At 57.4% G+C, this 12110-nt stretch carries 9 protein-coding genes and 2 pseudogenes; 5 read left to right on the top strand and 6 right to left on the bottom strand.

The window, feature by feature from the left end; translation table 11 throughout:
* Positions 1–26: 26 nt before the first annotated feature.
* Both ACP7BS_RS08125 and ACP7BS_RS08120 read left to right on the top strand, forming a co-directional pair.
* Positions 27–404 carry a response regulator transcription factor gene (locus tag ACP7BS_RS08125; protein WP_426237531.1) on the top strand — a complete coding sequence of 126 codons (378 nt, stop codon included), beginning with the start codon at positions 27–29 and terminating at the stop codon, positions 402–404.
* Between the two features lie 163 nt (positions 405–567).
* Positions 568–966 carry a DUF6130 family protein gene (locus tag ACP7BS_RS08120; protein ID WP_426231999.1) on the top strand — a complete coding sequence of 133 codons (399 nt, stop codon included), beginning with the start codon at positions 568–570 and terminating at the stop codon, positions 964–966.
* A 303-nt stretch (positions 967–1269) separates the two neighbouring features.
* On the opposite strand, the pseudogene ACP7BS_RS08115 reads toward ACP7BS_RS08120, so the two are convergent.
* From ACP7BS_RS08115 to ACP7BS_RS08090, 6 genes and pseudogenes are all read right to left on the bottom strand, one after another.
* Positions 1270–4441: pseudogene (locus tag ACP7BS_RS08115) on the bottom strand (efflux RND transporter permease subunit).
* Entirely contained in the window at positions 4438–5589 is a 1152-nt protein-coding gene (locus ACP7BS_RS08110) for an efflux RND transporter periplasmic adaptor subunit (RefSeq protein WP_426237529.1), read from the bottom strand. The pseudogene ACP7BS_RS08115 and the gene ACP7BS_RS08110 overlap by 4 nt, the downstream one beginning before the upstream one ends.
* Before the next feature lie 189 nt (positions 5590–5778).
* On the bottom strand, positions 5779–6327 hold the full coding sequence (locus ACP7BS_RS08105; protein WP_426237527.1) for a carboxymuconolactone decarboxylase family protein: 549 nt from the start codon (positions 6325–6327) through the stop codon (positions 5779–5781).
* 46 nt (positions 6328–6373) lie between these two features.
* A complete protein-coding gene (locus ACP7BS_RS08100; protein WP_426231997.1) occupies positions 6374–7321 on the bottom strand; it encodes a helix-turn-helix domain-containing protein in 948 nt (315 codons plus the stop codon).
* A 40-nt stretch (positions 7322–7361) separates the two neighbouring features.
* On the bottom strand, positions 7362–8129 hold the full coding sequence (locus ACP7BS_RS08095) for an alpha/beta fold hydrolase (protein ID WP_426231996.1): 768 nt from the start codon (positions 8127–8129) through the stop codon (positions 7362–7364).
* Positions 8130–8364: 235 nt separating this feature from the next.
* A complete protein-coding gene (locus tag ACP7BS_RS08090; protein WP_426237525.1) occupies positions 8365–9198 on the bottom strand; it encodes a response regulator in 834 nt (277 codons plus the stop codon).
* 524 nt (positions 9199–9722) lie between these two features.
* Between ACP7BS_RS08090 and ACP7BS_RS08085 the strand changes: the two genes are divergently transcribed.
* The 3 genes and pseudogenes from ACP7BS_RS08085 (at position 9723) to ACP7BS_RS08075 (ending at position 11897) form a co-directional block, all read left to right on the top strand.
* Positions 9723–10691: an MBL fold metallo-hydrolase gene (locus ACP7BS_RS08085; RefSeq protein WP_426237523.1), complete on the top strand. Its 969-nt coding sequence runs from the start codon at positions 9723–9725 to the stop codon at positions 10689–10691.
* A gap of 36 nt (positions 10692–10727) precedes the next feature.
* Complete coding sequence (locus ACP7BS_RS08080; protein WP_426231993.1) at positions 10728–11141, top strand: DUF302 domain-containing protein; 414 nt, start codon at positions 10728–10730, stop codon at positions 11139–11141.
* A gap of 135 nt (positions 11142–11276) precedes the next feature.
* Positions 11277–11897, top strand: a pseudogene (locus ACP7BS_RS08075) (glutathione S-transferase family protein).
* Positions 11898–12110: the final 213 nt, after the last annotated feature.

The following is a 12110-nucleotide window of genomic DNA, read 5'->3' as shown; positions in this document are numbered from 1 at the left end:
CACCAGATTGGATTAAAGGATCTAGGATGGTCGGGACCACGAAGTCATCGCTCGTCGCCTGCGTGGAGGATGACGAGCCTGTTCGGGACGCTCTACGAGGCCTTCTGCGCGCATCCGGGATCGACGTTGCTGCCTTTTCTTCAGCAGAAGATTTCCTTGAGTCCGAGGAGCTTCAGAAAACAGCTTGTCTTGTCACGGACATCCAGCTCGGCGGGATTTCTGGTCTTGATCTGCTCGAAAGACTATCGGGAAGCTCACTGCGCATTCCCACGATCCTTATAACCGCACATTCCGACGTCGCCGCTGGCGATCGGGCCAGGAACTCCGGCGCGATAAGCATCTTCTTGAAGCCTGTAAGTCCGACCGCCTTACTGCGGGCGATTCAGGCCGCCTTGTCGTCCTAGCGCGGACGACGCGAAGGCCCCGTGGAAGCGGCGGACCAACGACAATCAACGGCGCCTCACGGCATCTCGCTGGAACCGAAGCCCAATCAATACGATCATGCGTGCCAGACCAACGAAGCGAGAAAACCGTCTCCGTCATCGAGGCCTTATTTCGGAGGTTGTCATGACGAACTCAGTCGATGTCACCTTTCGGTCCGCCATGTATTTTAAAGGACCGTCCCCCCTTGTCGCGATCGGCGACGAACCGGCTCCTCGATTGATCGTGGACCCGCCGTTGCCTGGCCCACTTGCCCGCGGGCATGTGTTCATACAGTACCGAACCGAAAACATCAGGATCGTTCCGGTGTTCGGGGAAGGGGCTCTCGACGTGTCACCACGAGTTGGTCACCTTCATATAACCGTCGACGACCTTCCGTGGCACTTCGTCGATGCAAGTGGCGAAACACTAATCGTGGTCGGACTGGCCGCCGGCAACCACAGAATCTTGGTTCAGTTGGCGGACCCGATTCACCGTGTACTCACGGAAACGTCCGTCGCATTCGTCGTCCCGGACATGGGCTAAGCCTCACCGCTACAAGGTGATCGCTAGCGGAATCCTCGCCGCAACCTGACGCGCCCAGGCAGCGATCTCCTGGAAGAGGTCCTCGCACTCATAACGTCGCAAGGACCTCTTTCTTCCCAAAAAATGCTAGGCAAACCCGCAATGATGTAGCGACTTCAGCAGTCGCTAATCATTGCGGATAAAACACGTCCGCACCAATCACGGCCTCAAAGTCTAGCCAACGGTTGCAAAGCTCCGTGTGAAGCCGCTTTCGACGCTTGGTCCGAGAACCGGACCTGGCTCGCGGACTTCTCCCAATTTTTTTCAAACGCTGCGTTGCGCCCCAACCCCAACGGCAATTATCGGTCCTTTTCGCATCGAGCGCAGTACAACATAGAAAACAGGCGTCAGAAACAATCCGAAGACGGTCACGCCAAGCATCCCCGAGAACACCGCCGTCCCCAAAGACTGCCTCATCTCGGCGCCTGGTCCGGTGGCCAAAGCAAGCGGGAGGACGCCAAAGATGAAGGCGAACGCCGTCATGAGGATCGGGCGCAGACGAAGGTGACTTGCCTCGACCGCAGCGTCAACGACTGACTTGCCGTCTTCTTCCGCCTGCCGGGCAAACTCCACGATCAAGATCGCGTTCTTTGCGGCCAATCCGATCAGAACGATCAAACCGATTTGCGTCAACACGTTATTGTCCATTCCCCGGAGTGATACCCCGATCAAGGCAGCGAGCACGGCGAGGGGAACGATCAGGATGATTGCCAAGGGCAGCACCCAGCTTTCGTACTGAGCGGCGAGCGCCAGGAAGACAAATATGACCGAAAGCGCAAAGATGTAGACCCCGGCATTTCCTGTCCGGGTTTCCTGATAGGCAAGTTCGGTCCATTCGAACGAGACGCCGGGCGTCAGTATCTTGGCGGCGATAGACTCCATTTTCTTGATAGCGGTACCAGTCGAGGTGCCGGGAGTTGGGTTTCCTTGAAGCGGAACGGAGACATACATATTGTAGCGTTGGACAAGAGTGGGGCCGCTTGTATCTTGGATCCATCAGCGTCCCGAGCGGGACCAAGGCGCCCTTTGCCGATCGCACCTTCAGTGCCAACATGGCATCCTTGTCCATCCGAAACTGTCGATCAGCTTGAGCTCTTACTTGATAAACTCTTCCGAAAGCATTGAAGTCATTCACGTATGATGTTCCAAGGTTGATCGACAACGCGCTGAAGACGTTGGTGACTGGAACGTTTAGGTAGCGGGCTTTGTCGCGGTCGACTGCCAAGTAGTATTCGGGGCTGGAATTCGAGAATGTGGTGAAGACGCCAGTCAAGCCTTCGGTGGATGCGGCCTCCGCCATGATCTCGCGGGCGAGCCCTAGCGCTCTCGTCATGTCGGAGTTCTCTTCATCGAGGATCTGCATCTTGAAGCCGCCGGCGTTTCCGACGCCGCGCACCGAAGGGGGCGGGATCGCAATGATGAAGGCTTCCTCGATTTCCTGAACCTTCTCGTTAAGCTCTGCGATGATCTTGTTTGCCGTAGCGCCGATTGGCTCGCGCTCCTTGAACGACTTAAACGGCGTAAACACCAATCCCGAGTTTGACGCTGCGGTAAACGTTGCACCGCTGAAGCCGGGAAACTGGATGGCATTGCGAACTCCGGGCACCGCTTTGGCGATTGCACCGACCTTCTTTACGACTTCGTCGGTGCGGGCGAGGGACGCGCCGTCCGGCAACTGGATGACGAGGATCGCATAGCCTTGATCCATGACGGGGACGAATCCCGAAGGAACGATCGTCGTCATGAACCACGTCGCGACAAGTAGTGACGCGAAGGCGATCAACGCCGCAGTGCGGCCGATCCAGCCCCCGACGAGCTTGCGAATGATCCATGAGTAGCCGTTGCTGACCTTGTCGAAACCCGTGTTGAACCCGTTTGCCAGAACCGCGCCGGCCCGGCTCGCGATGTTCCTCGGCTCCCTTATACTATCGTGGCTTCGGAGAAGGATGCCAGCGAGAGCGGGTGACAGCGTAAGCGAGTTCAACGCCGAGATCGCCGTGGTCACGGAGATGGTGACTGCGAACTGATTGTAAAATTGACCTGAAATGCCCGGAATGAACGCCGTCGGCGCGAAGACCGCGATCAGCACCAGCGAGATGGCGACCACTGCTGTCCCTACTTCGCCCATGGTAACGTGAGATGCCTCCTTGGGCGTCATGCCGCGCGCCAGGTTTCTCTCGACGTTTTCCACCACTACGATGGCGTCGTCGACGACGATGCCGATTGCGAGGACAAGTCCGAACAGTGTCAGCATGTTCAACGAAAAACCGAATGCGAGAAGGAATGCGAAGGTCCCTATAAGCGATACAGGGATGGCGATGATGGGGATCAGGGCGTTTCGCCACGACTGAAGGAATATGACCACAACGATTGCGACGAGCATCGCGGCCTCGGCCATTGTCCGATACACCTCGAAAATCGAGTCCTCGATGAACTCCGTCGTGTCGTAGTTGATCTGATACTCAAGCCCCTCCGGGAAATTCTTGGCCAGCCTCGCCATGATGTCGCGGACCTGTTTGGCGGTCGAAAGCGCGTTCGTGCCGGGTCGCGCAAAGATGCCGAGGGCGATGGCGGGATCGTTCGTGAGGTAGCTGTTGGTCACGTAGTCCTGCGCCCCCAACTCGACCCTCGCGACGTCTTGCAATTCGACCAGCCGGCCGGTCGCCGTCGATTTGACGATCACATAGCGGAATTCCCGGACGTCCGAAAAACGCCCGCTCGATCGGACAGTATACTCGAAGGCATTCTTGCCCAACGCTGGAGGTGCTCCGATGCGCCCTCCGGAAATCTGCACGTTCTGCTCGCGTAACGCGCTGACGACATCGTCGGAAGTCATGTTGTATGCTGAGAGCTTCTCGGGATCGAGCCAGATGCGCATGGAATATTGACGGTCGCCGAACGACTGGATATCGCCGACCCCGTCAAGCCGAAGCAGCAGGTCACGCACCTTGCTGCGCGCATAGTTCAAGACGTAGAGCTGATCGTAGCGATGGGTCGGCGACAAGAGGTGAACGACCATCATCAGATCCGGCGAACTCTTGTCAGTGGTGACGCCGATCCTTTGCACTTCCTGGGGTAGGCGGGGCAGGGCGATCGCCACGCGGTTCTGGACAAGGACCTGAGCTTTATTGAGGTCCGCCCCAAGCCTGAAGGTGATCGTCAGGGACATCGCGCCATCGGCGCTGGAATAGGACGACATGTAAAGCATGTCCTCGACGCCGTTGATCTGCTGCTCGAGAGGCGTCGAAACCGTGTCGGCGATCGTCTGAGGATCGGCGCCAGGATAGGACGTCCTGACGATGATGGTGGGTGGAGCGATTTCAGGGTATTGCGCCACGGGAAGCTGCGTGTACGCGATGCCGCCGACGACCACGAGAACGATTGAGATGACCGCGGCAAAGATCGGGCGATCAACGAAAAAATGAGCGAACCTCATCGTGCGACCTCCGGCTCTTCGACCGACAGTGGCAGGTCGATGAGTTTGGGCGTCACCTTCGCGCCGGCACGAACTCGCATCAGACCATTGATCACAACCTTCTCGTCGCCTTCGAGTCCTTGGCGGATGACGCGATAGCCATAAAGGCGAGGGCCGGGCCGAACCGACTTTGTGGACACCATTCCGTCATCGCTGACCACATAGACGATGCGCTCGTTCTGGTTCGTGCCGATGGATTCATCGGGGACGAGAACTGCTCGGTACGTGTTTGACGCCTGCACCTGGATGCGGCCAAACAGTCCCGTTTGCAGTGTAAGGTTGGGATTGGGAAACCGGGCTCGAAGCCGCATCGTGCCACTGTCGGCGTCGATGCGGTTTTCGGCAAAATTCAGCTTCCCGGCATATTCTTTCTCGGAGTTGTCACCGATTTTCACCTTGACCGCGACGCCTCCGCCCGAGGCCTGAAGGTCGGCGCCGCGCGTTTTGGCTGTCTCCTGAAAGTTAAGAAGCCTGCGTTCATCCACATCGAAATAGAAGTCGATCGGATCAAGCGTGACGATCGTGGTTAGGACGGACGCGTCGGCTTGAATCAGATTGCCCGGTGAAATCAGATGGCGATCGATGCGGCCGCTTATGGGTGCGGTTATCTTTGTGTATTCGAGGTCGAGAGATGCTCTATCCAGAGCTGCCTGAGCGCCGCGGACGTTGGCCTGCGCCGATGTCCATTCGCGGCGTCGGTCGTCAAGAATGCTGAGCGACTGGCTGCCGCTTTGCGAAAGGGCCTGAGCGCGCTTGTGCTGGGCTTCCGCGTAGGTGAGCGTGGACTGTGCGACTTCGAGGGCCGAAGTCGCCTCGTTGTAGGCGCTAAGGTACGGTCGTTGGTCGATGACAAAGAGGAGGTCGCCCCTGTTTACCAACGCGCCGTCTTCGAAGTGGATCTCCTGAAGATAACCTCCAATGCGGGACCTGACGGTCACTTGCTCGACCGCGTCGAAGCGTCCAATAAACTCGTCGTTGTCGACGACGTCTCGCACCACGGGTTTTGCAACAGTAACCCAGGGGGGCGTGTTCTGGGCATTGCCGGGAGCGATCAAGGCTAGAAGCAGGGGGCCTCCAACACTCAGGGTCCGAAGCAAGGAAGTCCTCATGTTCATCTCCATCGGGGGCACGCCGGTCGGTTTGACTTCCCGTCGCAAATGAAGATTTTTCAGGCCCGATTTTGTGAACGAGAAGTGCAGCGGGCGGGTCCGCGTGCCCGAGGAGAGACGACCGACATTCACAGGCTTGGGCCGCACTAGGCAGGCATGCGGATATTGTCCGCTTGTCGACGACTTCCTTCAGTTGGCGTGGTGGTCCACCTTCGGGAAATCGACTTCGGTTTTGAAAACCTCGTTCATGTAGTTGGTGAACGTGTTAGCGGCGACATGGGCAACGATCTCGAGCAATTCGCCGTCGTCAAATCCGGCCGCCCTCATCGTCTGGAGCTCTTCCTCCGTGACGCTCCCGCGCTCCTCCGCCACCTTGACGGCGAACTTCACGGCGGCGTTCGCTCTGGCGTCCGAGGAGCCCCCCCGACGAGCTGCTGCAATCTCGTCGATGCTGAGTTTCGCGACGTGCGTTCCGGTGTAAGTGTGTGCGGCGAGGCAGTATCCGCAACCGTTTTTCTGGGCTATCGCCAGTGCGATCCGCTCTCGGATCTTCTTGTCGAGCTTACCTTTTCCGAGCGCACCGCTCAGCGAGGCGTAGGCTTCAAGGACGGCCGGACTGTTCGCCATCATCCTGAAAACGTTCGGGACGCTGCCCATCTGTTTCTTTATGGCTTCGAGTGTGGGCCTGGCAGCCTCCGGCGCGGCTTCGATGGACGGGTGAAGTGGGATGCGTGTCATACTGGACTCCTTGGGAAAAAGCCGGTCTTGCGGCGCCTGCGTTCTCTCAGTGCATGTCGTGGCGTAACTGCCCGCCAGTGTCTGGTGGAATATCGCGAACTGCACTCTGTCGGTATTGCAGGTAGAGAATAGAGGAAGCCGGCAGACCGCGACGGGCGTCCCGCCATCTACGCGGCGTGGCCATCGTCATCTTCTTGAAGACCGTCGTAAAATGCGGCTGGTTCTGGAAGCCACATTGAAGCGCGATATCGACGAGCGGAAGATCGGTCTCATGCAGAAGCTTTGCCGCGGACTGGATGCGAAGGCGGAGCAGGAACTCATGCGCACTCATGGAGGTGGCCGCTTTGAAGGTCGCGGCAAAATGCGTTCTTGAGAACCCTGCGACGTCGGCAAGCTCTTCGAGAGTGACGCGCCGGTCTAAACGCGCTTCTGCATAGCGCTTGACGCGGTTTAGCCGCCATGCCGAAAGGGGGTGGACGCGTGGAAGCTCCTGGTAGCGATCAAATGCGACGCTTGAGAAGTTCTGCGTGAGTTCGCTTCGGCGTACGACAGAACTCTCGAGGATCTCACCCATGATCTCTAACAGCCTTGGATCCCGGATGTTGAATCGTCCGCCCACCACTTCGCCGGGCCACCGGTGGCGCTCGTGCAAAAACGTCAGGACGTAAAGACAGGCGTCGGACTGCAACTCGACCGATATGGGATCGGGGCCCTCGACAAAGGCCACGCTGTCTTCGATCATGACGCCGTGGTAGAGAAGCCGTCCCTTTTGCTCGAGGCGTAGTTCGGAGTCGCGCGCGGCCAGTACGAATGTTCCGGCACCCGATGCGAGTGAGGTCGTGATGGAAAGGTTGCCGTTCTCGCGGGTGAGTTTCGCGAGGAAGATGTTAGGGTCAGCGACTTTGAGGTGTTCGACGTGAAGGCTCTCTTCGAACGTCTCGAACACGTCACCCGCCGTACCCAAGCTCACCTTGATGGCGCTATTGGTCTGCATTGGATGCTCCATGATTTCAGAGGCGTGGCACGAGCGAGCGCTATTCGTCGCCAGCGGCTCGCTCAATCATTGCGGAGACCAGATCCGGGTGCGAAATCATCACGACATGCGAGGCGCCTTTTACCGCGACGGTCTCTTTCGAGCCGGCGCGTTTTGCCATGAATGCGTGGAGCGTCGGAGGGATGTTCTTATCCTCCGTTCCGAAAATGAACCGTGAGGGAAGGCTTTTCCAGGCGGGGCTGCTCGAAGGATCTTCGAAGGCCTCGGCGGCGATTGGCCGCTGTTCAACGCCCATCACTTCGGCTTTCGATTGCGGGACGTCGGCGGCGAACTGCTTCCAAAATTTGCTCTGGAGAATGTATAGGTCGTGCTTTCCGTCGGGCTGCAATACCGGAGGAGCGAGGGTTTCACCCAACGTGCTGCCGGGAAACTTCTTTCCCAGAGCGCTTACGCTTTCACCGTCTTCGGGCGCAAGTCCAGCCACATAGACGAGGGATTTCACGTTCTTGCCTTCGACGTCGGTGATTACAGACCCGCCATAGGAATGCCCTACGAGTACGACCGGACCGTCGATCGTTTTAACGACGGTCGATACGTAGTCTGCGTCGTACTTCAGCCCGCGCAATGGGTTGGCGACCGCGATCACGGGGTACCCGTCTTTGAGAAGCTTCGCGACGACCCCGCCCCAACTTGCAGATTCGGCGAATGCACCATGCACAAGGACAACCGTCGGCTTTGACGCGGCCAGTGCCGATTGGCTGAGAAGCAATGCGCCGACCACCGCCGAAATGGAGAGTATTTTGTTCATGGAGAGTAACCTCGTTTGGCCCTGGACTGCTTTCCGAAGGGGCTGGTTTCGCTTCCATGAACCTACAGTGCGAATACTCGGACATGTTGTGAGATGTCGAGATGTGGCGTGAGTTGTGGTGGGTGGGAATTCCTTGAGCAGTATGCATCACACGCGTAGCGGGATTCAGCTATTTCGACAGAGAAACGCGCACCCGGAGGCACGCGTTTGTTCGGCTAGACTGATATCAACGATACTAATAAACGGCCCCCTCTGACCTGCCGATTGCGATATTGACGGCAGTGAGCAAATCCTGATAGCGCACCGGCTTTGTTAAAAACTCAAGTGCGCCCGCTTTCATTGCCTGGACACACATTTGCACGTCGGCGTGACCGCTTATGAATATGATTGGATAAGATAGCCCCTTTCTCTGGAGCTCGGCCTGAAATTCCAGACCGCTCGTGCCGGGCAGGCAAACGTCGAGGATGATGCAAGATGGCGCTTGTGGCAAAGTGCTCTCTTCAAAACTCCGGACAGAAGAATATGAGGTTACGTCCAGTCCCACGGAACGCAGCAGGCTTGAAATCGCGTCGCGGACCCCTTCATCGTCCTCAATAAGCACGATCGCCGAGGCCGTCGCCGGCTTAACGGTTGTGAACGATGGATCAAGAGAAATTGCGTCAGAAGGAACGAGGTCGTCCTGGGAGCCTTCGCGGACCAGCATGTATCCCCTGCGAACGACAGTTTTCACTATTTCTCCGTTATCGCCCAGAGCTCTTCGGAGCGATCCAACTTGGAAGCGAAGGTTGCATTCTTCGACGACCATTGACGGCCAGACCTCGTTGAAGATCTCGATCTTTGTGACGATCCCACCATTCGACTTCAAGAGGACCATGAGAAGATCGAAAGCTCTTCCGCCGATTTCCCTTGGCTTTCCATCCATCAAAAGCTGTCTTGAATGCGGGATTGCGCAGAAACGACCGAAACGAATTGCGTCGCCTCCGATCTCGCCTATCGTCGCCAAGTGCGCTGACGTCGATCCGTCCGCTGGTTGGAGATCGTCGATCGCTGAAGACATCTGGACTTGCATGGCTCACTCCCCGTCGGCTGCCAAGTTCCGTCGTATTGATTTAGGTGACTCCGTATCCTCCTCCGCGACGCGCGGAAGACGAGTTCCCGTGATGCGATTTTAAGCAATCGTAATGAAGCGGGGGGAGCTATTCAATTCGACTTACGTAAGAACATGCGCAAATACGGCGATGAAAAACTAGACCAAGGTCTAGGTCGCGAAGCGCTTGGGCATAAAAATGGAAGGTGCCTCACGGCATCTCACTTCGCCTTACGACAACTAGCTCGCTCCCAAGAGTGGATATCGGTACCAGTAAGGCAAGGCCATCAACGGTTTACAACGCTACAAAGACTGTAAGATGAGGGAGAGGGTGCTGCCATAGATTAAGGCGCAGTATTTCTTCTTTTTCATTCAGCTTTGACGATGGCAAGCGGCAACGTCCTCGACTGATAAGTCAGCCGATCAGGTCGAGGCGGCCGCCACGCGGGCCTCCCCTGCGTGGCGGCACTCATTCATCAACGCTCGTTCAACAGATGGAGCCTCACATGACAAAACATTCGAACGCTCTCTCCCGACGTGGATTCTGCTTGTGCTGCCTCGGCGCTGCGACATTCGCGACGACCGGCGGATGGTTGACTCCGCGCGAAGTCTTTGCCGCGGCGGAAAGCCAGGTCAATATTATCCGCCGGGCGGCGGTGACAGCGGACATCACGACCACAAAGCTGAGGGGCGGCGTCTCCGTGCTGACGGGTTCCGGAGGAAACGTCGGCGTCATCGCAGGGAAGGACGGCAAGCTTCTTGTCGACGCCGGCATAACGGCCACCCGTACACGTATCGAGAAGGCCCTTTCCGACATTGGTCCGGAGCCGATCACCCACCTTGTCAACACACATTGGCATTTCGACCACACCGATGGAAACGAGTGGCTGAACTCCGAGGGTGCTGCGATCTTGGCCCATCCAAACACCCTCAAGCACCTTGCCTCAGCGGTACGTGTAGACGACTGGAATTTTGATTTTCCTCCGTCGCCGAAAAGCGCGTTGCCAACGCAAATTATGAAGAACGACAAGGAGATGCTGAGGCACAACGGGCAATCGATCGCGTTGAAATACTACGGCCCAGCCCACACCGACAGCGACATCTCCGTTTTCTTCGAAGAGTCCAATATCATCCACGTAGGCGACACGCTGTGGAACGGCATTTATCCGTTTATCGACTACTCGACCGGCGGCAGCATCGACGGGCAGATCAATGCCGCCGAGGCCGACATTAAGATGATTGACAAGGAAACCCTCGTCATTCCTGGCCACGGCGACATCGGCAACAGGCAGGATCTGATCGTCTGGCGGGATATGCTCGTTGGCGCAAGAGAAAACGTCGCCAAGCTGAAAAAGGATGGACGTACGGTCGAGGAGACCATCGCGGCCAATCCGACCGAAAAGTGGGATGCGAAATTCGGGCAGTGGGTCATCCCGCCAGCGCTGTTTACGCGCTGTGTATACGAGGGCGTTTAAGCCGGAAGGCGACCCGAGCCACTGAGGAGTTCGCACATGCACTCGAAACCGATCGAACATCGTACGACGCATACTTTCGACGACACCTTGTCGGCGATCATGATGGCCATCAACAAGGCAGGCCTGACGATCTTTGCCGAGATCGACCATGCGAAGGTAGCTCGGGAGAACGGTATGGCGATGCCGGAGACCCGTGTTCTCATATATGGAAATCCCAAGGCGGGGACGCCCGTCATGCTCGATACGCCTCTATCCGCATTGGACTTGCCATTGCGGATCCTCGTTCGCGAGCTCCCAGGGGGCAGATCTGCGATAGCGTTCCACTCGCTGTCAGAAGAACTGGGAGCGCTAGGCGTGAAGGAACGCGACGCCGGCCGTCTTGACGAGGTCCAACAGATGATTGCCAAAGCGGTCGATTACTTCCGGGTATCCGCGACCGCTGTAAAATAAGGGTTTTCGCCCGACGTTCTCGAAAGACCGGTTCAACTCTGGCAGCGACAATCACGTCGAACGATGAGTTCGACTTGAGGTGAGCCACCCCGAAAACTTGCGGTCATATATCCAACAAGTCGTTTAGGAGATGAAATGCGCCTCTACCACCACCCAATATCCGGCCATTCTCATCGTGTTCTCCTGTTCCTTGCACTGTTGAAGGAACCAGTCGAGCTGATTGAAGTGGACATTCTCTGCGGAGAGCAGAAGACGAAGGAATTCCTGGAACTCAACAAATTCGGCCAGGTGCCAGTGCTCGATGACGACGGAATCGTTGTGGCCGATTCAAACAGCATACTTGTCTATCTCGCAATGAAGCTGAAGAGGCACGACTGGCTTCCCGCCGATCCTTTGAGGGCGGCTGAGGTGCAACGATGGCTCTCTGTCGCTGCGGGCGAACTCGCCTACGGCCCGGCAGCGGCGCGCCGGATTAAGCTGGTCGGCGACAGGGCGGTCTCCGACGAGATAATGCGGCGATCGCAGGCATTGCTGGCCGTCCTCGACAATGAGCTCGGGAGCCTCGACTGGCTCGTGGCCGATCGTCCGACGTTGGCTGACGTGGCGCTCTACAGCTATGTCGCACGCGCCCCCGAAGGCAACATAGATCTGACTGACTATCCGTATGTGCAAGCGTGGCTTTAGAGGATCGAATCCCTCGAAGGTTTCGTGCCGTTTGTGAAGACGCCGATCAATCTGACAGCAGCATACGCCTGAGCCAGCCTCATGTTGAGGATGAGACCGGCGGCAAGTCACTTGCCGACGAAGAACCGTTGTCGCCATTTCGCTTACTTTGAGAATGAACAGAAACGCATAACGGCTTGGGATTGGAGAATAAAATGACATCTGAACTGGCCTTACCCCTTACCCGACGCGATGCGCTCATTGCGGGGTCGGCTGCTGCACTCGCTCTTGCTGTCGCCCCATCGG

Source organism: Pararhizobium sp. DWP1-1-3 (genome assembly GCF_049896125.1).
Taxonomy (GTDB): domain Bacteria; phylum Pseudomonadota; class Alphaproteobacteria; order Rhizobiales; family Rhizobiaceae; genus Pararhizobium.
Note: the sequence above shows the minus strand (reverse complement) of the source record. Positions and strands in the feature narration are given on the sequence as shown.

Excerpts from the sequence above, each read along its gene's own strand:
- ACP7BS_RS08125 (WP_426237531.1), top strand. The coding sequence starts at position 27 with ATGGTCGGGACCACGAAGTCATCGCTCGTCGCCTGCGTGGAGGATGAC.
- ACP7BS_RS08120 (WP_426231999.1), top strand. The coding sequence starts at position 568 with ATGACGAACTCAGTCGATGTCACCTTTCGGTCCGCCATGTATTTTAAA.
- ACP7BS_RS08110 (WP_426237529.1), bottom strand. The coding sequence starts at position 5,589 with ATGAGGACTTCCTTGCTTCGGACCCTGAGTGTTGGAGGCCCCCTGCTT.
- ACP7BS_RS08105 (WP_426237527.1), bottom strand. The coding sequence starts at position 6,327 with ATGACACGCATCCCACTTCACCCGTCCATCGAAGCCGCGCCGGAGGCT.
- ACP7BS_RS08100 (WP_426231997.1), bottom strand. The coding sequence starts at position 7,321 with ATGCAGACCAATAGCGCCATCAAGGTGAGCTTGGGTACGGCGGGTGAC.
- ACP7BS_RS08095 (WP_426231996.1), bottom strand. The coding sequence starts at position 8,129 with ATGAACAAAATACTCTCCATTTCGGCGGTGGTCGGCGCATTGCTTCTC.
- ACP7BS_RS08090 (WP_426237525.1), bottom strand. The coding sequence starts at position 9,198 with ATGCAAGTCCAGATGTCTTCAGCGATCGACGATCTCCAACCAGCGGAC.
- ACP7BS_RS08085 (WP_426237523.1), top strand. The coding sequence starts at position 9,723 with ATGACAAAACATTCGAACGCTCTCTCCCGACGTGGATTCTGCTTGTGC.
- ACP7BS_RS08080 (WP_426231993.1), top strand. The coding sequence starts at position 10,728 with ATGCACTCGAAACCGATCGAACATCGTACGACGCATACTTTCGACGAC.